The sequence below is a fragment of the Sphingomonas sp. genome (assembly GCF_036677245.1).
In the GTDB taxonomy this organism is placed as follows: Bacteria; Pseudomonadota; Alphaproteobacteria; order Sphingomonadales; family Sphingomonadaceae; genus Allosphingosinicella.
The window spans coordinates 26,390-48,316 of sequence record NZ_JAKFCG010000050.1 but is presented as its reverse complement, the minus strand read 5'-3'; the positions used below and the strand labels follow the sequence as shown (position 1 = coordinate 48,316).

16 protein-coding genes are annotated in these 21,927 nt (G+C 67.5%); 11 read left to right on the top strand and 5 right to left on the bottom strand.

Features of this window, described 5'->3' with window-relative positions:
* The first annotated feature begins 4 nt into the window (after positions 1-4).
* A complete protein-coding gene (locus V6M48_RS05550; protein WP_332811543.1) occupies positions 5-766 on the top strand; it encodes a sulfite exporter TauE/SafE family protein in 762 nt (253 codons plus the stop codon).
* A gap of 88 nt (positions 767-854) precedes the next feature.
* Here V6M48_RS05550 and V6M48_RS05545 read toward each other — a convergent pair whose 3' ends face one another.
* A complete protein-coding gene (locus tag V6M48_RS05545; RefSeq protein WP_332811531.1) occupies positions 855-1,964 on the bottom strand; it encodes a PepSY-associated TM helix domain-containing protein in 1,110 nt (369 codons plus the stop codon).
* Positions 1,965-2,068: 104 nt separating this feature from the next.
* On the opposite strand from V6M48_RS05545, the gene V6M48_RS05540 reads away from it, so the two are divergent.
* Together V6M48_RS05540 and V6M48_RS05535 are read left to right on the top strand one after the other, a co-directional pair.
* Entirely contained in the window at positions 2,069-4,297 is a 2,229-nt protein-coding gene (locus tag V6M48_RS05540; RefSeq protein WP_332811530.1) for a TonB-dependent receptor, read from the top strand.
* A 16-nt stretch (positions 4,298-4,313) separates the two neighbouring features.
* Positions 4,314-5,003, top strand: coding sequence for a Fe2+-dependent dioxygenase (locus V6M48_RS05535; RefSeq protein WP_332811529.1), 690 nt, complete (start codon positions 4,314-4,316; stop codon positions 5,001-5,003).
* A gap of 12 nt (positions 5,004-5,015) precedes the next feature.
* Here the strand turns inward: V6M48_RS05535 and ypfJ are convergent, their stop codons facing one another.
* Complete coding sequence (ypfJ, locus tag V6M48_RS05530; RefSeq protein ID WP_332811528.1) at positions 5,016-5,912, bottom strand: KPN_02809 family neutral zinc metallopeptidase; 897 nt, start codon at positions 5,910-5,912, stop codon at positions 5,016-5,018.
* Positions 5,913-6,041: 129 nt separating this feature from the next.
* Here ypfJ and V6M48_RS05525 point away from each other — a divergent pair, with 129 nt between their 5' ends.
* A complete protein-coding gene (locus V6M48_RS05525; protein ID WP_443019052.1) occupies positions 6,042-6,827 on the top strand; it encodes a 3-hydroxybutyrate dehydrogenase in 786 nt (261 codons plus the stop codon).
* Positions 6,828-6,898: 71 nt separating this feature from the next.
* The gene (locus V6M48_RS05520; RefSeq protein WP_332811526.1) at positions 6,899-8,218 is read left to right on the top strand and encodes an amidohydrolase; all 1,320 of its coding nucleotides are present in this window, start codon (positions 6,899-6,901) and stop codon (positions 8,216-8,218) included.
* A 42-nt stretch (positions 8,219-8,260) separates the two neighbouring features.
* Here the strand turns inward: V6M48_RS05520 and V6M48_RS05515 are convergent, their stop codons facing one another.
* The gene (locus V6M48_RS05515; RefSeq protein ID WP_332811525.1) at positions 8,261-10,678 is read right to left on the bottom strand and encodes a hybrid sensor histidine kinase/response regulator; all 2,418 of its coding nucleotides are present in this window, start codon (positions 10,676-10,678) and stop codon (positions 8,261-8,263) included.
* Between the two features lie 67 nt (positions 10,679-10,745).
* Positions 10,746-11,717, bottom strand: coding sequence for an aldo/keto reductase (locus V6M48_RS05510; protein ID WP_332811524.1), 972 nt, complete (start codon positions 11,715-11,717; stop codon positions 10,746-10,748).
* Positions 11,718-12,039: 322 nt separating this feature from the next.
* On the opposite strand from V6M48_RS05510, the gene V6M48_RS05505 reads away from it, so the two are divergent.
* The 4 genes from V6M48_RS05505 to V6M48_RS05490 are packed head-to-tail and all read left to right on the top strand — an operon-like array spanning position 12,040 to position 18,822.
* Positions 12,040-13,428: a TIGR03013 family XrtA/PEP-CTERM system glycosyltransferase gene (locus tag V6M48_RS05505; protein WP_332811523.1), complete on the top strand. Its 1,389-nt coding sequence runs from the start codon at positions 12,040-12,042 to the stop codon at positions 13,426-13,428.
* Positions 13,428-15,521: an XrtA/PEP-CTERM system histidine kinase PrsK gene (prsK, locus tag V6M48_RS05500; RefSeq protein WP_332811522.1), complete on the top strand. Its 2,094-nt coding sequence runs from the start codon at positions 13,428-13,430 to the stop codon at positions 15,519-15,521. Before V6M48_RS05505 ends, prsK begins: the two co-directional genes overlap by 1 nt.
* Positions 15,518-16,894, top strand: coding sequence for a PEP-CTERM-box response regulator transcription factor (gene prsR / locus V6M48_RS05495; protein WP_332811521.1), 1,377 nt, complete (start codon positions 15,518-15,520; stop codon positions 16,892-16,894). Before prsK ends, prsR begins: the two co-directional genes overlap by 4 nt.
* Positions 16,891-18,822: a tetratricopeptide repeat protein gene (locus V6M48_RS05490; RefSeq protein WP_332811520.1), complete on the top strand. Its 1,932-nt coding sequence runs from the start codon at positions 16,891-16,893 to the stop codon at positions 18,820-18,822. Before prsR ends, V6M48_RS05490 begins: the two co-directional genes overlap by 4 nt.
* A 21-nt stretch (positions 18,823-18,843) precedes the next feature.
* Here the strand turns inward: V6M48_RS05490 and V6M48_RS05485 are convergent, their stop codons facing one another.
* Positions 18,844-20,622 carry an ABC-F family ATP-binding cassette domain-containing protein gene (locus tag V6M48_RS05485; protein WP_332811519.1) on the bottom strand — a complete coding sequence of 593 codons (1,779 nt, stop codon included), beginning with the start codon at positions 20,620-20,622 and terminating at the stop codon, positions 18,844-18,846.
* Between the two features lie 145 nt (positions 20,623-20,767).
* On the opposite strand from V6M48_RS05485, the gene V6M48_RS05480 reads away from it, so the two are divergent.
* Positions 20,768-21,070: a hypothetical protein gene (locus V6M48_RS05480; protein WP_332811518.1), complete on the top strand. Its 303-nt coding sequence runs from the start codon at positions 20,768-20,770 to the stop codon at positions 21,068-21,070.
* Between the two features lie 136 nt (positions 21,071-21,206).
* Complete coding sequence (locus tag V6M48_RS05475) at positions 21,207-21,872, top strand: response regulator transcription factor (RefSeq protein WP_332811517.1); 666 nt, start codon at positions 21,207-21,209, stop codon at positions 21,870-21,872.
* The last annotated feature ends 55 nt before the right edge of the window (positions 21,873-21,927 follow it).

The window sequence follows — 21,927 nt, the reverse complement described above, 5'->3', positions numbered from 1 at the left end:
CGGGATGGATTTCACCAGCTTCGCATTGATTGATCTCCTCCCTTTCGTCGCAATCGGCTTCATCGCGCAAATCGTCGATGGGGCGCTTGGAATGGCGTTCGGCGTGATTTCGAACACCCTGCTGATCAGCCTTGGCGTTCCGCCCGCGGTTGCATCGGCAAGGGTTCATACCGTCGAGACTTTCACCACGGCGGTGTCGGGGATCAGCCACGTCCTGCACAAGAACGTCGATTGGGCGCTGTTCGGGCGGCTGGCGATCCCGGGGATGATCGGTGGCGCGCTCGGCGCCTATGTGCTGACCGGCATCGACGCCAGCGTCGCCAAACCGTTCGTGCTCGCCTATCTCGCGCTGATCGGAGTCTATCTGTTGTGGCGGGGCCTCAAGCAGGCGCCGGAACGCAGAAAGCCCAGGGTGATCGCACCGCTGGGCTTTGTCGGCGGCTTTCTCGATGCCGCCGGCGGCGGCGGATGGGGGCCGATCGTCACCAGCAATCTGCTGATCCAGGGTGCCGAGCCCCGCAAGGTGATCGGCACTGTCAACACCACCGAATTCTTCCTGACGATGACGATCTCGGCGACGTTCATCGCGACCTTGGGCCTCAAGGCCTTTTCGCTCGCCACCGCCGGCCTGCTGATCGGCGGGATGGCCGCGGCGCCGTTCGGCGCGCTCGCGGCGAAACGCATCTCGCCGCGGCCGCTGCTGACCCTGGTCGGCCTCGTCCTCACGCTCACCAGCCTCTACGGTCTCTACAAGGCGATCGCCTGATCGCCGACGTGGCTCCCGGCAAATTCAGAGAGCCTGTTTCACGCTTTCGGTGGAAGCGCGAAGCGCTTCCACCTCAGAGGATCAGGCTTTAGGCCGGGCTGCGGATCGGGTTTTGCGGCACCGCGCGGCGGCGGTTGCGGGCGCGAAGCCACATGATCACGCCGGTGACGCCCAGCACCGCCGGAGCGACGCCGCCCAGGAAGACGATCGCCTGCCAGAGCGCATTATAGCCGTGGCCGTCGTGGAGCTGACGCATCGCACGCGCCAATCCCGCCGACGCCGGCGACGACGTGACGCTGCGATCGGCATCGCTCACCTTGAACTCGGCCGTCTCGCCCGCGTCTTCGAGCGAGACCGTCCAGTCGGTCGATCCTTCGACCGGCCAGCGCAGCGAGACGATTTGGCCGGTCCCGGCGGAACGCGCGGCGGCGATCACCGCATCGGCGGACGAAGCCGGGCTTGCCACCGGCGGCGCACGACGGTTGGGAGCCGCATCGCGCGGCGGGGCCGAGGCGAAGCTGCCCTCGATCGCGCCGAAGAATTTGGGAAAGGAGATATAGGCCCCGGTGAACGAGAGGATCGCGAGCGGCACGGCGATCCAGATACCGATCTGATGATGGAGGTTGTCGGAAAGCCCGGGGCCGCGCCGCCAATGAAGGCCGCGCAGCCAACCGCCGATCGACGGCCGCCACAGCCAGATGCCGGTCAGCGACGACAGCAGCATTGCCACGCCGAGCCAGCCGACGATCGCCCGCCCTGCGCCGGGAATCATCAGGCTGCCGTGGAAGACGTGCAGCGCGCGCACCAAGCCGGTGCGCGAATCGGCATGATCGAGAACCCGGCCGGTCGCCGGATCGAGCCACACCTGGTGGCGGCGCGGCGGGCCGGGCGCGGCTGCACCCGGCTCGGGCGGCGGCGCGGCGGTGAGCAGGATCGGCTTGCCCGCGTCCGGCAGCGCGAGCGACGCGACCCGCTCGTTCGGCTCGAGCACGCTGCGCGCCGACCGGACATAATCCTCGGCGCTCAAGCGGCCGCCCTCCCCCGAGAGAGCGTAACGCTGCGGATTGACGATGCTGTCGGTCCAATCATGCCAGACCAGGAGCGAGCCGCTGATGCCGAGCGGAATCATCACCGCCAGCAGCGCGAGCCCCAGCCATTTATGGACCTGGAACCATAAGCTGCGGCCGGATCCGTTCATTGCATTCCCCTATTCTTGCGGCGCCGTAATATTTCTATTGCGAGCGATTATCAACTCTCCTACGCAACCTGCGAGTGCTTCGCAATAGCGTGGAGGGGGATGGAATGTCGCACGAGCTTTCGGCGAACGGGAACAGCGGAATCAGGTCGTGGCGAAACGCCGCGCTTGCGTTCGCTGGCGGTTCGCTCCTCGCCGCGCCCGCGGCGCCCGCGGCGGCAGCGGCAGCGGCCGAGGACGAGCAGCCCGCAGGTTCGAGCGTTGCGATGATCGGCGCCGCGGCCGCCGTCGCCCCCGAGATCACCGTGACGGGCAAGCGCGATCAGATCAACTCGCTCAACAGCCGGCTCGGCGACATTCGCGACGCGCCCCAGTCGATCAGCGTCATCCCGCGCGAAGTGATCGAGCAACAGGCGGCCACGACCTTGCGCGATGTGCTGCGCAATGTTTCCGGGATCAGCATGGCCGCCGGCGAAGGCGGCGTGCCCGCCGGCGACAATCTGACCTTGCGGGGCTTTTCGGCGCGCACCGACATCTTCATCGACGGTATCCGCGATTTCGGCAGCTACACGCGCGACACGTTCAACGTCGAACAGGTCGAAATCGTCAAGGGGCCCTCGACCGCCCAGACCGGGAGGGGATCGACCGGCGGCTATATCAACCTCATCTCCAAGCAACCGCAGCGCCAGACCTTCGTCGGCGGAACCCTGGGGGCGGGCTCGCCCGAATATTGGCGGGGCACGGCCGATCTCAACATCGGCGAAGAGACCAGCGGCATCAGCGGCGCGGCGTTCCGGCTCAACCTGCTCTACCACGACGCCGACGCCCCAGGCCGGGATCATGTCGAGACTCGCCGCTGGGGAATAGCGCCTTCGGCGGCGATCGGGCTCGGCACCCGAACCCGCGCGATCGTCAGCTATCAATATCTGGGGCAGGAGAACCTGCCGGATTACGGCATCCTGTTCGTTCCCCCAACGGTGACCAACCCCTTGCTCATCCCGTATCGAGACCAGCCGGCGCCGGTCGACCGGGAGAATTATTACGGCCTGCTCGACCGCGATTATGAAAAGACCGACACCCATGCCGTCACCTTCGCGCTCGAGCATGACCTGTCGGACGCGGTGCGGCTCGCCAACGTCACGCGCTACGGCCGGTCGAAGCGCGACTCGATCTATTCCTCGCCGCGCCTCCTCAACAACACGAGCCTCGAGGTCCGCCCGCAACCCCAGTCGCGCGATACCGTCGACCAGCTCCTGCTCAACCAGAGCAATGTCTTCGCCCGCTTCCGGACCGGCGGCATCGGCCACGACGTGATCGCGGGCTTCGAGATCTCGAACGAAAAGAGCCGCAACCGCGGCCGAACCATCCCGGAGGGAGTGACGACCAACCTGTTCGATCCCGACCCTGCCCGTCCCTATACGGGCACGGTCACGCCGAGCGGCTTCACCGCGCGCGCCGAGGCCGATTCGATCGCCGGCTATGTCTTCGACACCATCCGGATCAGTCCGCAATTCTTGGTCAGCGGCGGCGTGCGCTACGAGCGTTTCGAGGTCGATTATATCGGCCTTCCGACCACCGCCGAGCCGATCCCGGCGCCGCTGTCGCGCACCGACACGATTTTTTCGTGGCGCGCGGGGGCAACCTACAAGCCCCTTCCCGATCTCAGCCTCTATGTGGGCGCAGGAAGCTCCTCGAACCCGTCGTTCGAAGGCCTCACCTCGTCGACCGTCACCACTGCCGTTGGCGCGCTCAAGCCGGAGAAAAGCCGGACCTATGAGGTGGGCGCGAAATGGGACGGGCTTGGCGGGCGGCTGCTGCTCACCGGAGCATTGTTCCGTATCGACAAGACCAACGCGCGCACCCCGGGCCTGCCGGGCGATCCCCCAACCGTGCTCGAGGGCAAGCAGCGCGTCGACGGGATCGAGTTCGGCGTCACCGGCAGGCTCCTCCCCAATTGGGAAGTGGTCGCCGCTTACACCTATCTCGACAGCGAGATTCGCCGCTCCAACCTCCCCGCCGAACTTGGCAAGGAGCTGCTCAACACGCCCCGCCACAGCATGAGCCTGTGGTCGACCTACGAACTGCCGTTCGGGCTCGAGATCGGCGGCGGTGTCCGCCATGTCGGAGAGCGGTTCACCTCCAACACCAACACCCGAAAAGTCGACAGTTATTGGCTGGTGGACGCCACCGTCGCCTATGAGTTCGACCCGCGCTTCTCGCTTCGTCTCAACCTGTTCAACCTCTTCGACGAAGAGTATGTCGACAGCCTGTCGGGCGGGCATTTCGTGCCGGGTTCGGCGCGATCGGCCGTGGCGACCCTCGCCTTGCGCCTCTAGGACAAGCCCTTGCGCGATGCTGATCACGATTAGCTCAGTTCTGACGGCCGATCAGCTCGCGCAGGCGCGCCGCCTGCTCGGGCAGGCGCAATGGGAGGACGGCAAGGCGACCGCCGGGGTCCAGTCGGGGCTCGCCAAGAAGAACCAGCAGCTCGCGCCGCAGAGCGCTGCGGCGCGCGAGATCGGTGCGATGATCCTCGCGAGCCTCGCCCAGGACGCCTTGTTCCTCTCGGCGGCGCTGCCCAAGGCGATCTTTCCGCCGCTGTTCAATCGCTACGGGGCCGAGGAACGCCATTCGTTCGGCAATCATGTCGACAACGGCATCCGTTATCTGCCCGACGGCGGTGGCCGGATCCGCACCGACCTCGCGGCGACCTTGTTCCTGTCCGATCCCGAAAGCTATGACGGCGGCGATCTGGTGATCGAGGACACCTACGGCGCGCATGCGGTCAAGCTCCCCGCCGGAGAGATGATCCTCTACCCCGCCAGCAGCCTCCACCGCGTCGAGCAGGTCGTGCGCGGCGAGCGCCTCGCGGCCTTCTTCTGGATCGAAAGCATGGTGCGCGATCCCGGCCAGCGCAGCCTTCTCCTGGAGATGGACGTCGCCATCCGGCGGCTCGCCGAACAGGCCGGGGACGATGCTCCGGCGATCGTTTCGCTTACCGGCTGCTACCACAATCTGTTGCGGCGCTGGGCCGACAGCTAAATCGCCGCGTTGCTAGATCGCCGCGTTAAACGTGTCGCAGGCGGCCGGATCACCGCTTTCCATGCCGCGCCGCAGCCACGCCTTGCGCTGCGCCGAAGTGCCGTGGGTGAAGCTTTCGGGGACGACGCGTCCCTGGGCGCGCCGCTGCAGCGTATCGTCGCCGATCGAATTGGCGGCCGTCATGCCCTCCTCGACATCGCCGGGCTCGAGCCGGTCGCGGTTGTGCGCCGCCCAGACACCGGCGTAGCAATCGGCCTGCAGCTCGACCCGCACCTGGATGGCATTGCCCTGCGCCGACGGCAGCCGGGCCTGCTGCGCGCTGGCTTGGGAAAGCGTGCCGGTGAGATCCTGGATATGGTGGCCGACCTCGTGCGCGATGACATAGGCCTGCGCGAAATCGCCTGCCGCGCCAAGCCGTTCGGAAAGCTCGCGAAAGAAGCTGGTGTCGAGGTAGATGCGCCGGTCGGTGGGACAGTAGAACGGCCCCATCGCCGATTGCGCGGCACCGCAGCCGGACATGCCCTGTCCGCCGTAGAAGATCAGCCCGGCGGGTTCGTAGCGGCCGCCCTTGGCGGCAAAGACCTTGCTCCACGTGTCTTCGGTGCTCGCCAAAACCTGGCATGAGAAGCGGCTCTGCGGATCGGCGGCGCAGGCCTGCTCGGCCGCGCTGCCGCCGAGCGAGGTCTGCGGCGCTTGCGAGACGATCCCGCTGCCGCCGCCGCCGAGCGGGTTGAAGCCGAACAGCATCGCGCCGATGATGACCACGATCACGCCGCCGATGCCGAAGCGGCTGCCGACGAGGCCGAGCAGCAGCCCGAAGCCGCCACCCCCGAAACCACCGCCGCCGCCGAAGCTCTGCCCGCGCTGGTCGCCGACATTGTCGCTCGAACGATAGTCGCCCAGCCGCATCGCATGTCTCCCTGATCTTTGCTGCCCAATGCTCGGCGCGCAGCGACGGTTGCATTTCGCCGGCCGGCAGCGGACAGGCGACGCGGCGCCGGGCGAAGATTCGGTCGAGAGGATCAGCGGGAGATGAATATGTTCCTCAAGGACAAGACTGCGCTCGTCACCGGTTCCACCTCCGGCATCGGCCTCGCCTGCGCGCGCGCGCTCGCGGCCAAAGGCGCGAACGTGATCCTCAACGGCTTCGGCGACCCTGCCGAGATCGAGACGCTGCGCGCCGAGATCGAAGCGTCGAGCGGAGGCAAGGCGCTCTATAGCAACGCCGACCTCACCAGCATCGCGGCGATCGAGGCGATGATGCGCGACGCGGCCGATGCGTTCGGCGCGGTCGATATCCTGGTCAACAATGCGGGGGTGCAGCATGTCGCCCCGGTCGATCAATTCCCGATCGAGAAATGGGATCTGATCATCGCGCTCAACCTCAGCGCGGCGTTCCACACCATCCGCCTCGCGCTGCCGGGCATGAAGGCGCGCGGCTGGGGCCGGATCATCAACACCGCCTCGGCGCATTCGCGTGTCGCGAGCCCGAACAAATCGGCTTATGTGGCGGCCAAGCACGGCCTCGTCGGCCTGACCAAGACCGTCGCGCTCGAGACCGCGCAGAGCGGCATAACCGCCAATTGCATCAGCCCGGGCTACGTCTGGACGTCGCTGGTCGAGAACCAGATACCCGACACGATGAAAGCCCGCGGGCTGACCCGCGAGCAGGTGATGAACGACGTGCTGCTCGCGGCCCAGCCAACCAAGCAGTTCGTCACCGTCGAGCAGGTCGCCGCGACCGCGCTCTTCCTCTGCCGCGACGAAGCCGCCGCCTTCACGGGCGCCAATCTGGCGATGGATGGGGGCTGGACGGCACAATGATCGGACCATGATGGGGCTTGCCGCCGCTCGGCGCTTCGCGCAGGCTGGCTGAAAGGGGCGAAGGTGAGACGATGAAGATCAGATCGATTGCCGCCGCGGCGGCGCTATGCGTAACGACGGCCCCGGCGCATGCCGACGCGCTCCGCGACGCCGTCACCGGCGACATGCCGTCGCTGATGACGCTCTACCGCGATCTTCACGCCAATCCCGAGCTCAGCATGCAGGAGGTCGCCACCGCCGCCAAGCTCGCCGCGGAAGCGCGCAAGCTGGGCTTCCAGGTCACCACCGGCGTCGGCAAGACCGGTGTCGTCGCGGTGATGCCCAACGGCGCGGGGCCGGTGCTGCTGATCCGGGCTGACATGGACGGGCTCCCGGTGGACGAGCAGACCGGGCTTCCATTCGCGAGCAAGAAGCGCGCCACCAGCCGCGCCGGCGTCGAGAGCGGGGTGATGCACGCCTGCGGCCACGACACGCATATGAGCGCCTGGGTCGGCGCCGCGCGGCGGCTGGCGGCGATGAAGACCCTCTGGTCCGGCACTTTGGTGATGATCCTCCAGCCGGGCGAGGAGACCGGCGAGGGCGCGCGGGCGATGCTCGCGGATGGGCTGTTCACGCGCTTTCCCAAGCCGACCCATGCGCTCGCCTTTCACGACGCGGCGGCGCTTCCAGCCGGGATGATCGGCTACACGCCGGGCTATGCGCTCGCCAATGTCGACAGCGTCGACATATTGGTGAAGGGGGTCGGCGGCCACGGCGCCTATCCGCAGACCACCAAGGATCCGATCCTGCTAGGATCGCGCATCGTCACCACCTTGCAGACCCTGGTCAGCCGCGAAGCCGACCCGCAGGATCCGGCGGTCGTGACGGTCGGCAGCTTCCACGCCGGCGCCAAGCACAATATCATCCCCGACGAAGCGACGTTGCTGATCACGGTGCGCAGCTACACCGACGAGACCCGCAAGCTGCTGCTCGACGGCATCCGCCGCATCGCCCGCGGCGAGGCGATCGCGGCCGGGCTGCCCGAGGATCGCATGCCGGTCGTGACGATCCGCGACAAGGAATATACGCCCGCGACGTTCAATACCCCCAAGCTCACCGCCGACACCGCCGCCTTGCTCGCCCAGCGCTTCGGCGACAGCCGGGTCAGGAAGGTGCCGGCGGTGATGGGCGGCGAGGATTTCGGCCGCTACCATCTCGCCGACAAGAGCAATGAAAGCCTGATCTTCTGGGTCGGCGGCACGCCGCTCGCCCAATGGCAGGCTGCCGGCGGCGATCCGGCGAAGCTCCCTTCGCTGCACAGCCCCAAATGGGCGCCAGACGCCGAAGCGGTCATTTCAACCGCGACCGAGGCGATGGTGGCGGCGGCGCTGGGCGTGCTCGGCAAACCGTAGCGGCCGGCGCCTATTGGGGTGGAAGGATGCCGGGTCCGCAGGTCATCGCGTGCCTCCGGTCAGCGCCGCCAGCGCCACCGCGATATCGGCCTGCCGGAACGGCTTGGACAGGCGCTGGAGGTCGGGCGCGATTTCGTCGACGTCCGAATAGCCCGAGATGATCAGCACCGGCAAACGCCGCTCGCGCAACGCGCGCGCGAGGTCGGCCCCCGTCATGCCGGGCATGAGATGGTCGGTGATCACGACGTCCGGCTGCAGGCCCTGCTCGACCAGCTCGAGGGCTTCCTCGGCCGAGCTTGCCTCGACCACGTCATAGCCAAGGTCGGTCAGCATCTCGGCGGTGCTGACGCGCACGCTTTCCTCATCGTCGACGAGCAGCGCTGTTCCCGAAGCGACGCGGTGCTCGCCGTCCGCCGGCACGGCAGGTGCCTCGCTCTCGCCCTTGAATACCGGCAGCCAGAGATCGACGATCGTGCCGAGCCCGCGCTTGCTGCGCAGCTGCAGGTCGCCGCCCAGCTGGGCCGCAAGGCCGTGGACCATCGACAGCCCGAGCCCCGTGCCGCGGCCGACGCCCTTGGTCGAGAAGAACGGCTCGATCGCGCGAAGCATCGTCTCCTCGTCCATGCCGACGCCAGTGTCGGCGACCGAAAGCCGCACGTAGGCGCCGGGCGCGAGGCGCGACGAAGCCGCCCCGTCGAGCGCCTCGGCCTTCGCCGAGATCGTCAGCGTCCCCCCATCGGGCATCGCATCGCGCGCATTCACGGCGAGGTTGAGCAAGGCCATCTCGAGCTGGTTCGAGTCCGCCTTCGCCGGCGGCAATTGCTCCTCGACGTCGATCACCAGCTTGATGCGCGGGCCGGAGGTGCTCGCGACGAGATCGGCCATGCCGTCGAGCAGCCCGCCGAGATCGACGGCGCTCGCCTGCAGAGGCTGGCGGCGGGCGAAGGCGAGCAGCCGCTGGACGAGCATCTTCGCCCGCTCGGCGGAGGCGAGCGCACCATCGATCAGGCGCTGGCTGCGCGCGCCGTCGAACCCGCGGCGCTGGATCAGATCGAGGCTACCGATGATCGGGCTCAGCAAATTGTTGAAATCGTGCGCGACGCCGCCGGTGAGCTGGCCCATCGCTTCCAGCTTCTGCGACTGGCGCAATTGCTCGTGGACCCGCTCCAACTCCGCCGAGCGCTCGCGCACCCGCTCTTCCAGTGTCTCGTTGAGCCTGCGCAGATCTTCCTCGAGCCGCTTGCGTTCGGAAATATCGCCAAACACGCCGAAGAAGCGTTCCGCCGTCCCATTGCCATCGACGTCGCTGAGGTTGATCAAGGTACGGGTGGTACCGTCGGGCAGGATCACCCGGAATTCGGTTTCCAGCCGTGCCATCGCATCCCGGGAGGCGCGGACCTCGGCAAGCAGGCGCTGCAGATCGGCCGGATCGATGCGGTCGAACGCCTCCTCGACGTGGGTGCCCTCGCCAGGTCCGAAGCCGAACAGCTCGAGGCTGCGCGCGTCGAGCCGGAGGCGATCGGTGGGAAGGTCCCATTCGAATGTTCCGAGGCGGGCGATCGCAAGCGCTGTGCTGAGCCGCTCCTCGCTCGCGCGCAAAGCGGCTTCGCCGGCACGCAGCCCCAATTCGCCGCGCCGCGCGCGGCCGGCGACCTCGAGCGCGAGCAGCGCCATCGCAAGCGCGGTGCAGGGCACGAACAATGCGAAGCCAAAGGCGGCGTTGAACGCGCCGATGCCGGACCCGAACAGCAGGAGAAAGCCAAGCCCGGTCGGCAGGATCAGCGAGAGCGGCAGCAGGTGGACGAGCAAAGCGCGCGAATCGGGTGAGTCCGCGAAGCCGGCGAGCCAGCCGTCGTCCGGGCGCGTGAGCAACACGGCCACCGCTGCGATCAGCAGCCCGACCGCCGTGTGGATCGCCATCGCCGTGTAGAAGCCGATCCCCCAAAAGGCTTCCGCACCGAAAGCATAGCCGGCGGCGGCGAGGAAGGCGATGAAGCCGGCATAAACGGCGAGCAGATGCGCGCCGATGATCGTGCGCCGCCGTGTCCCGATCGCAAGCGCGATGAGCGCGGGGCCGAGCGCCATCCACGCCGTCGCGGTCAGCGGCGACATCCGGCCCGGAACACCCGATCCGGTGAGCGTGCCGGTATCGCGCACGAACATCTCGTCGATGCCGAGGCTCACGCCGGCCGCATATTCGACCATCGTCGCGGCACCGGCCAGTGCGACGATCCCGCCGCCCACGGCTGCGCTCCGTCGAACTTTCGCCCGTTCGAAACCGGCCGCAGCCAGCGCGGCTCCAACCACGAAAAAGCACAAAGCAGTGTTGATCTTCATCGTCGAGAGGCCGGGAATGACCGACTTCATCGCCTCGATGTCGAAGGTCCAGCCGGCGACGCCGACACCGCCGATCAGCATCAGCATGGCGCACAGGGCGAGCTGCACCTGGCGATGAATCATACCGCCGCCCGCCGATCGAGCTCGGGCGCGCGCCGGGTCTGGACGCTCTGCACGCAAGGCGGGTGGGTCACGCGGGCTGCAGCGCTATCTGCCGCGAAACGGCGTCGAGCCGCTTCAATTGCTCCTCGCTGAGGCTGATCTCAAGGCTGCCGAGCAGCTCGTCGAGCTGGCCGAGGCTGGTTGCGCTGGCGATCGGCGCCGCGACGCCCGGCTGCGCCGCCACCCAGGCCAAGGCGACCTGCGCCGGCGTGCCGCCGGTTTCCCGCGCAACCTGTTCGAGCACGTCGATCACGGCAAGGCCTCCGGCCTCGAGATACCGGCTCATGCCGCCGCCGCGAACGCTCTTCCCCAAATCGTCGCGCGAGCGATATTTGCCGGTGAGGAAGCCGGACGCGAGCCCGTAATAAGGCAGGACGCCGATATTCTCGCGGATGCAGAGCTGCTGGAGCGGACCTTCGAAGCGGTCGCGGACCAGCAGGTTGAGCTCGGGCTGGAGCACTTCGAAGCGCACGAGCCCTTCGCGCCGCGAGACTTCGAGCGCCTGCGCGAGCCGCTCCGCGCTATAGTTGGAGGCGCCGATGACCCGCACCTTGCCGGCCTTCACCAGCCGGTCGAACGCACCCAGCGTCTCATCGAGCGGCGTCTTGTCGTCGTCGCGATGGGCATAATAAAGATCGATATAGTCGGTCCGCAGCCGCCGCAGCGACGCTTCGACCGCGGCCGCGATCCGGCCGGCCTGAAGCTTCTCGCCGCCTTCGCCGGCAAGCAGGCCGACCTTGGTCGCGATCAGCACGTCGTCGCGCCTGCCGCGCCGCGCCAGCCACTCGCCGAGCATCGTCTCCGATTCGCCGCCGCGATTGCCCGGCGCCCAGGCCGAATAGACGTCCGCGGTGTCGATCATCATCCCGCCGGCCGCAACGAAGCGGTCGAGGATGGCGAAAGCCTCCGGGCTCTTGACGGTAAAGCCGAAGACATTGCCGCCGAGCACCAGCTTGGGGGTCTGGAGACCGCTGCTTCCCAGGTTGCGCATTTCGACCATCGCGACTCTCCCTTGCGCCCGCCGCTGCCGCTCTCTGGCGGTTCCGCCCGGCGCGAACGATAGGACAGCATCGCCGCCCGCGACAAGCCGCGATCCGGACCGTCCGGCCGGCAAAAGCCGAAACGCCGCCTAGACCTTATGATTAGAGCCTGATTCACGCTTTCGGTGGAAGCGCGAAGCGCCTCCACCTCAACCGATCAGGCTCCAGGACGAAAAATCGGCCGCTTCAGAAAATATTTGTCAATTTGAGCGACAGTGCCGGTGTGTCGGAGAAATTTACATATCGCCTGTCAATCAAGCGGCCGCGCGGAGCGCGTGCGGCATGATCCGCTTGTTCAAACATTATGTGCCGCACACCTTGCTGCTGCTCGGGCTGATCGACTTCGTGATGCTGCTGCTGGCATCGGAGGCAGGGTGGCTGCTGCGCATCTGGCAGATCAGCGGCAGCGCGAGCCCCGATCTTGCCCGCCTGCCCCAATCCCTGACCTTCGCGTTCACCTTGCAGCTCGCGATGGTGGGGGTCGGAGTTTATGGCGCCGAGGCGCTGCAGTCGCTGCGCTTCACCGCCGCGCGCCTCTGCGTCTCCGTCTCGCTCGGCATCCTGCTCATCTCCTTGCTCTTCTTCCTAGTGCCGACGCTCGCCTTCTGGCGCTCGAACCTCCTCTACGCGATGGTGTTTGCGCTCGGCGGGTTGATGATCGTCCGCCTGCTGCTCGCGCAAAAGCTCGGCAGCGACGTCTTCAAGCGGCGGGTGCTGATCCTCGGCGCCGGCCCCCGTGCCGCCCGCGTCCAGGCGCTGGCCAAGCGCGACGGCGCCGGCTTCGTGATCGCCGGCTATGTCAGCATGAACGACGGCCCGACCGCGGTGCCCGGCGCGGTCAACCGCGGCGACATCGCCAACCTCGCCGCTTATGTGGTCGCGCAAGGGGCAAGCGAGGTCGTGCTTGCGCTGGAGGAGCGGCGCAACGCGCTACCGCTGCAGGATCTGCTTCGCGTCAAGACCACCGGCGTCCACGTCAACGATCTCTCCTCGTTCCTCGAACGCGAGACCGGACGCGTCGACCTCGACAGCCTCAATCCCTCGTGGCTGATCTTCTCCGACGGATTTTCAGCCGGGCGGCGCTTTTCGAGCGCCGGCAAACGGCTGTTCGATCTGGTCGCCAGCGCCGTTCTGCTCGTCCTCGGCACGCCGCTGATCCTGATCACCGCCTTGCTGGTCAAGCTCGAGAGCCGCGGGCCCGCCTTCTTCCGCCAGAAACGGGTCGGCCTCTATGGCCAAAGCTTCGAGATCGTGAAGCTGCGCTCGATGCGCCAGGATGCCGAGGTCGGCGGCAAGGCGGTCTGGGCGCAAAAGGACGATCCCCGCGTCACCCGCGTCGGCTCGATCATCCGCAAGCTGCGCATCGACGAAATTCCGCAGGCCTGGAGCGTGCTCAGGGGTGAGATGAGCTTCGTCGGCCCGCGCCCCGAACGGCCGCAATTCGTCGCCGACCTCGAGGCGCGTCTCCCTTATTACGCCGAGCGGCACATGGTGAAGCCGGGCATCACCGGCTGGGCGCAGATCAACTATCCTTATGGCGCGTCGATCGACGATGCGCGCCAGAAGCTCGAATACGACCTCTATTACGCCAAGAATTACACGCCCTTCCTCGACATCGTGATCCTCCTCCAGACGATCCGCGTCATCCTCTGGCACGAGGGCGCGCGCTGATGATCGTCCTGATCAGCCTGTGGAGCCATGCGCTCGCCGCCGTGCTTTATGGCGCGCTTGCCTTGTGGCAGCTGCGGCACTGGGGCGGCGATCCGCGCAATCGGGTGCTCGTCATCGCTTTTGCGGTGACCTCGGCCTGGGGCAGCGTCGCGGCGTTCCTCGGGCCGCAGCATATCGTGCCGTTGCTGCTGACGATCGCCCAGACCTTCTTCTTCCTCAACTTCATGTACGGCATCCTGCGCAGCGCCGAGGAGGACGACCGCGTCCGGGCGGTGAAGGTCGTCTATTTCGCGGTCGCGGGCGTGCTTGGCCTGCAGCTCACCATCACTGGGCTGCTGCCGCAATTCGCAGACGTCGGCGCGGTGCACGATGCGCTGATCTCGACCGGCCACATGCTCGGCCTGACCGTGGCGGCGGGTTGCCTGGTGCTGGTCCACAACATCTATGCCCAGGCATCGCCCGAATCGCGCTGGGGCATCCGCCTGCCGATGATCGCGCTGGCGGGGATGTGGATCTACGATCTCCATCTCAACATGCTCGTCTATCTGAGCGGCGAGCCGGTCGACGACCTCTATGCGATGCGCGGCGCGATCCTGGCGATGCTCGTTCCCGCCTTTGCGCTTGCGAGCCGCCGCAACACGCAATGGCGCATCCAGCTGTCGCGCGCCGCGACCTTCCAGTCGATGTCGCTGCTCGGGCTGCTCTTCTACCTGCTGCTGATGATGTCGGCGTCGCGGGCGTTCGAGATCGCCGGCGGCGATTGGGTGCGGATCGGCGAGATCGGCCTGGTGTTCGCGACGACCCTGGCCGCGATTGTCGTGCTGCCTTCCGGGAAGGTTCGTGCCTGGCTGAGGGTGATGCTGGTCAAGCATTTCTTCGAGCATCGCTACGATTATCGCGAGGAATGGCTTCGTTTCACGCGCACGATAGGCATCGCCGGCGAAAATGCCGCACCGATCGAGGATCGGGTGGTGAAGGCGATCGCCGAGCTCGCCGACGCGCCGGCCGGCCTGTTGCTCGTCCTCGATGCCAATCACCGCTTCACGCCCGGAGCAAGCTGGAATTGGCCGCAGCCCCTTCCGCGCAGCACCGGTGGCGAGGAGGCGCTGGCACGCTTCCTCGAAAGCACCGCCCATGTCCTCGAGTTCGAGCGGAGCCAAGGCGGCACCATCACCATCGGCGGCGAGACCTTCGACCTGCCCGAATGGATGAGCGCGGGCGGAGTCGCGTGGGCCGGAGTCCCTCTGATCCACAACGAGCGGCTGATCGGTCTGGTGCTGCTCGCCCATCCGCTCGTTCGGCGCCCGCTCGACTGGGAGGATTTCGATCTCTTCCGGACCGCCGGACGCCAGGCGGCGAGCTACCTCGCCGAGGCCCGCAGCCACCAGGCGCTCGCCGACGCGCAGCGTTTCGACGAGTTCAACCGTCGCTTCGCGTTCATCATGCACGACATCAAGAACCTCGTCAGCCAACTCAGCCTGGTGGCGCGCAACGCCGAGCGCCACGCCGAGAACCCCGAGTTCCGCGCCGACATGATCGCGACCTTGCAAAGCTCGGTCCGCAAGATGAATGATCTTCTCGCCCGCTTGTCGCGCGGCAACGGCGCCGACGCGCATCCCTCGGGCGCGCTCCCGCTCCAGCCGGTCGTCGCAGCGGTGGCGGAGCTCAAGCGGCGCGTCCACCCGCTCGAGCTCGTCGCCGAACCGGGTATCGAGGCGCTGGCCGATGCGGCGCGGCTCGAGCAGGCGCTCACCCATCTCGTCCAGAATGCGATCGACGCCAGCCCGCAAGGTGTTCCGGTGCGCATCGCGATCACATCGCGCGATCGCGAGGCAATTATCGAGATCGCCGATCGCGGCAGCGGCATGTCGGCCGAATTCATCCGCACCCGCCTGTTCCAGCCGTTCGCCTCGACCAAGGAGGGCGGCTTTGGAATCGGCGCCTTCGAGGCACGGACATTGGTGATGGCGATGGGCGGCCGCCTCGAGGTCGACAGCCGCGAGCACGAAGGCACATGCTTCACGATCTTCCTCCCGGCCGCGCAGGCTGCTGCCGGCGCACACGAACGCCAAAATGAACGGATAAGCGCATGAACGCCCCGATGAAGACAGACGGCAAGGCCAAGCTCCTGATCGTCGAGGACGACGAAGGGCTGCAGCGGCAGCTGCGCTGGGCCTATGACGATTACGAGGTGCTGGTCGCCTCGGACCGTGCCGCAGCGCTCGACCTCGTCCGCGCGCAGGAACCGGCGGTGGTGACGCTCGACCTTGGGCTTCCGCCCGATCCGGACGGCGTCAGCGAAGGCTTCGCGACCTTGGAGACCATCTTGTCGCTGAAGCCCGACACCAAGGTGATCGTCGCCTCGGGCCACGGCGCGCGCGCGAGCGCGCTGCGGGCGATCGGCTCGGGCGCTTATGATTTCTACCAGAAGCCGGTCGACATCGACCAGCTCGGCTTGATCGTGCGCCGTGCGTTCCAGCTCCATGACATCGAGGCCGAGAACCGGCGGCTCGAGGAAAGGGTCGGCGAGGACCGCACCGTCCTCGGCACGATGATCACCGCCGCGCCAGAGATGCTCAAGGTCGCCCGCACGATCGAGCGTGTCGCCCAGGCGGGCGTCTCGGTGATGCTGCTCGGCGCGAGCGGCACCGGCAAGGAGCTGCTCGCGCGCGGGCTGCATCGCGCCAGCAATCGCGCAGGCGGCGCGTTCGTCGCGATCAACTGCGCCGCAATCCCCGAGACCCTGCTCGAGGCCGAGCTGTTCGGCTATGAAAGAGGGGCATTCACCGGCGCGATCAAGACCACCGAAGGCAAGATCGAGCTCGCCGAGGGAGGCACGTTGTTCCTCGACGAGGTCGGCGACATTCCGCTGCCTTTGCAGGTCAAATTGCTCCGCTTCCTCCAGGAACGGGTGATCGAGCGGATCGGCGGCCGCAAAGCGATCCCGGTCGACACCCGCATCGTCTGCGCGACCCACCAGAATCTTGAAACGATGATCAAGGAAGGCGGCTTCCGCGAGGACCTTTATTACCGCCTCGCCGAGATCGTCGTCCGCATCCCGTCTTTGGCCGAGCGGCACGGCGACGCGACCTTGCTTGCCAAGCATTTCCTCAACCTCTTCGCGGCGGAGATGAACCCGCAGGTCAAAGGCTTCACCCCGGGCGCGCTTGCGGCGATCAACGATTGGCGCTGGCCGGGCAACGTCCGCGAGCTCGAGAATCGCATGAAGCGCGCGGTGATCATGGCCGACGGCAAGTTGATCACCGCCGAGGATCTCGATCTCGCCAGCGCCGACGAGCGCGGCCTCGCGGTCAATCTCAAAGCGGCGCGCGAGGAGGCCGACCGCAAGGCGATCCGCCAGGCGCTCGCGCGGACGGAGAACAATATCTCGAGCACCGCGAAGCTGCTCGGCATCAGCCGGCCGACGCTCTACGATCTGCTCAAGCAATATGATCTGCAGCCGTGAGACGCGGCGCGCTCCTGTTGGCCCTGCTGCCCGCGCTGCCGATGCTGGCGACCGCCTGCTCGAACGCGCCGGCGGGCTTCGGCGAGTCCTACCGGCGCGGCGAGGCCGCGCTTGCGCAAGGCGATGCCCGCACCGCCCGAATCCTGTTGCTCAACGCGATCAAGGCCGATCCGCGCAACCGCGCCGCGCGCATCCTCCAGGCGCGCACCTATCTTGCACTCGGCGACGGCGTCGCGGCACAGGCCGAGATCGAGCGCGCGCGGGCGCTCGGCGTGCCGCGCGGCGACACCGGGCCGCTAATGGCGCACGCGTTGCTGCTTCAGGGTCGCGGCGAGGAGGCGCTCGACGAGCTTGACGGGGCGTCCGGCGCTTATGCCGAACGGATGCGCGGCCGGGCGCTCGCCGCCACCGGCGACCGCGCCGGCGCCGGCGCCGCGTTCGACTCTGCGATCGCGCTCGCGCCGCGCGATGCGGGCCTGTGGGCGGATGTCGCCCGCTTCCGCCGCTCGGGCGGCGAGCTTGCCGGAGCGCTGGAGGCCGCCGACCAGGCCGTCGCGGCGAGCCCTCATTATGTCGAGGCGATCACCTTGCGCGGCGAGCTCACACGCAGCCAATATGGCCTGCGCGCGGCGCTTCCCTGGTTCGACCGGGCGATCGAGATCGACAAGGACAATGTCACCGCCCGGCTCGAGCGCGCGATCACGCTCGGCGACATGGGCGCGGCGCGGGCGATGCTCGACGAAACTCGCGAGGTGCTGTCGCTCTCGAGCAACGAGCCGATGGCCTTCTACCTCCAGGCGATGCTCGCCGCCCGCGCCGGCAAATTCACGCTCGCGCGATCGCTCTTCGAGCGCACCCGCGGCAAGCTCGACGACCAGCCGGCGGCGATGCTGCTCGCCGCGGCGATCGATCTTCAAACCGGCAATCCCGGCCAGGGGGTGTCGCGGCTCAAGAAATTGGTCGCGCTGCAACCCGACAATCTCAAGGCGCGCCGGCTGCTCGCCGCCGCGCAATGGCGGACGGGCGATGCCGCCGCCACGGTCGCAACCTTGCGCCCGCTCGCCGACGCCGTCGATGCCGACAGTTATTCGCTGGCCCTGATGGGCAGTGCGCTGACGCGGCTCGGCAACGGCGCCGCCGCGTCGCGCTATCTCACCCGCGCGGCGCAGCCGCAGCCGCATGGCGCAGCCCTGCTCGGCGCGCCCCCCGATCCGGTCCGCCTCGCGACCTTGCGCGCCGAGGCCGCCAACGCTCCCGACGACGCCGAGGCGCAAGTCGATCTGATCCGCGGCCTGCTCTCCGCCGGGCTTGGCGACGAGGCGCTCACGCGCGCCTATGCGCTGCAGTCGGGCAACCCCGGCGCGCCGGATGCGCATCTGCTGGTCGGCGACGCGCTTGGCATCCAGGGCCGCTTCGCCGAAGCCGCCGAGCAATATCGCAAGGCCGCCAACCTCGCCTTCACCGAGCCGGCCGCGATGCGGTTGATCGAGGCGCTGCAATATTCCGGTCAGAACGAGGCCGCCGGCAGGGTGCTGAGCCTGTTCCTCGAGCAGAACCCGCGCAACGTCTCGGCGCTGCTGCTCACCGCCGCACGCCACATCCAGGCGCGACAATGGGCCGGCGCGATCACCATCTACGAGGGGCTGAGGCGGCGGCTTGGCGATACTGACGCGGTGATGCTCAACAATCTCGCCTGGGCCTATTCCGAACAGGGCGATCTGGAACGGGCGCTGCCGCTCGCCAAAAAGGCCTGGCTGCTCGACCGCAGCAATCCGGCCACCGCCGACACCTTGGGCTGGCTGCTGTTCAAGAGCGGCAAGGACAGGGCAAGGGGCCTTGCCTTGCTCCAGCGCGCCACCCTCCTCGCTTCAGCCAACACGCCGGATCGCCAGCAAGTCGCCGCCGCCAACGCTGATCAGGCACGCTGATCGGCCCCGCTGAGCGGCGTTTCAGGCGCCGAGCGCCTCGACCATTTCGGCCAGCGCCAGCCAGCGTTCCTCGGCCGCCTCGCGCTCGGCCCGCGCCGCATCGATCTTTTTGGTCAGCGCTGCGAAGCGGCCCGGATCGCGCGCGTAGAGGTCGGGATCGGCCAGCGCCGCTTCGTCCGCGGCAATGTCCGCATCGATCCGATCGATCCGCGCGGGCAGCTGATCATAGTCGCGCTGGTCGTTGTAGGTGAGCTTGGTCGGGCGCCGCGCCGGCGTGGGGGCAGGCGCACGGCCTGCAGCCGTCTTCGGTGCGCCGCGCGGCTGCCGCTTGCGCTGCCAATCCTCATAGCCGCCGGCGACGATGTCGACCCGGCCGGAGCCGTCGAGGCCGAGGGTGATCGTCACCGTCCGATCGAGGAAGTCGCGGTCGTGGCTGACGATCAGCACGGTCCCGTCATAGTCGGCGATCACTTCCTGGAGCAGGTCGAGCGTCTCGAGGTCGAGATCGTTGGTCGGCTCGTCGAGCACGAGCAGGTTCGATCGCCGCGCGAATTCGCGCGCGAGCAGCAGCCGCGAGCGTTCGCCGCCCGAAAGGCTGCCGATCTTCGCATCGACCAGGGTCGGCTCGAACAGGAATTCCTTGAGATAGCCGTGGACATGCTTCTTCTGTCCACGCACCTCGACCCAGTCGCCGCCATCGGCGAGCACGTCACGCACCCGCTTGTCGGGATCGAGCAGCTTGCGCTGCTGATCGATCACCACCCCGTCGAGCGTCTTAGCGCGAACGACCTGGCCCTCGTCGGGCTCGATCTCGCCGGTGAGCAGCCTCAGCAAGGTCGTCTTGCCGGTGCCGTTCGCGCCGACAATGCCGATCCGGTCGCCGCGCTGGATGCGCAGCGAGAAATCCTTGATGATCGTCCGCTCGCCATAACGCTTGGAGACCTTGGCGGCGTCGATCACCATCTTGGTCTTGACGTCGTCATTCTCGAGCCCGAGCTTGGCGGTGCCGGCCGGCCCGAGCATCGCCGCGCGCGCGGCGCGCATCTGTTGGAGCTTGGCGAGCCTGCCCTGGTTGCGGCGGCGGCGCGCGGTGACCCCGCGCTGCAGCCAGTGCAGCTCGATCTTGAGCTTGGCGTCGAGCTTCTCGGCCGCTCGTGCCTCCTCCTCATAGACCTTTTCGGTCCAGGCATCGAAGCCGCCGTAGCCGATCTCGGCGCGGCGCAGCGCCCCCCGGTCGAGCCACACGGTCGAGCGCGTCAGCCGGGTGAGGAAAGTGCGGTCGTGGCTGATCACGACGAACGCGCCGGTATAGCGGCCGAGCCAGTCCTCGAGCCATTCGATCGCCGCGAGGTCGAGATGGTTGGTCGGCTCGTCGAGCAGCAGCACCTGCGGATTTTGGGCGAGCGCGCGGGCGATCGCGGCGCGGCGGCGCTCGCCGCCCGACGCGGTCGCGGCCGGCCGGTCGAGGTCGATGCCGATCTGCGACGCGATTGCGTCCACCTCGTGCGCCGGCGGCGCATCGGGGCCGTTCAACGCGAAATCGCGCAAGCTCTCGAATTGCGCGATCTGCGGATCCTGCTCGAGCAGCACGACCTTGGTGCCCGGCTGGATCGTGCGCCGCCCCTCGTCGGTCTCGATCATTCCGGCCAGGCATTTGAGCAAGGTCGTCTTGCCCGCGCCGTTGCGGCCGATCAGCGCGAGCCGATCGCGCTGGCCGATGAAGATGTCGAGATCGCGGAACAGCCAACCGCTGCCTTGGACGAGACCAAGGCCCTCATAAGCAAGAACTGGGGCAGCCATGGGCGCGAGATAGGAGGAAGCTCGCGCGGGCTCAACCGCCCCCGGCGAAACCGCCCGGGGGCGGCCCGCTCTTGTCCTCGGGTTCCCATTCATGGCCTATTCAATGGCTTGTGCTATGCGGAGGGCACCAAAGGATAGTGACGAGATGGTAAAGCCTGTTTTCCTCCTCGGCGCGGCAGCGCTTGCGGCCGCGGCGATCGCCGCCGACGCCCGCCCCCGCCACCGCGAGCAGGACGCCGCGTTCGAGGCGCGCCAGGACGGCCGGCTGATGTCGTTGCGCGCCATCCAATCGAGAATCGTTCCGCAGATGCGCGGCGCGGAATATATGGGCTCCGAGCTCGACCCCGGCTCCGGCATGTACCGCCTGAAGTTCATGCGCGACGGCCAGGTCATCTGGGTCGATGTCGACGGCCGCACCGGCAGAGTCGTCGGCCGCGCCGGGCGTTAGACTATTTGAATAGAGCCTCTTTCGGTCGTGCAGCGGCCGGGCAGCGGGAAAGCATCGCCCTCCGTAATGAAACTATTGGCAATCGCGCTGGTTGGTCGCGTAAATGCCGCCACATGGCAACCAGAGAGGGAATGAGATGCGGGTTCTGATCGTCGAGGACGAACCTAATCTGGGACGCCAGCTCCGCGCGACGCTGGAGGGCGCGGGCTATGCCGTCGATCTCGCCACCGACGGCGAGGATGGCCATTATCTCGGCTCGACCGAAAGCTACGACGCGATCATCCTCGATCTCGGCCTGCCGGAGGTCGACGGCCTCACCGTCCTCGACCGGTGGCGCAAGGAAGGGATGAAGGTGCCGGTGCTCGTCCTCACCGCGCGCGACAGCTGGTCCGACAAGGTCGCGGGGCTCGATGCCGGCGCCGACGACTATCTCGCCAAGCCGTTCCAGACCGAGGAGCTGATCGCCCGCCTGCGGGCGCTGATCCGCCGCGCCTCGGGCAATTCGAGCTCCGAGCTGATCGCGGGCGACGTCCGGCTCGACACCCGCTCCGGCAAGGTGACCCTGGACGGCGAGCCGGTGAAGCTCACCGCGCAGGAATATAAATTGCTGTCCTATTTGATGCACCACAAGGGCAAGGTCGTCTCGCGCACCGAGCTGATCGAGCATATCTACGACCAGGATTTCGATCGCGATTCCAACACGATCGAAGTGTTCGTCACCCGCATCCGCAAAAAGCTCGGCCAGGATGTGATCACGACCATCCGCGGCCTTGGCTATTCGCTGGAAGACCCGAACGCTTGACCCTCCGGCGGACCCAGCGAGTCCGTGCCCTCGAGCGGGCGAGTGCCCTCCCCCG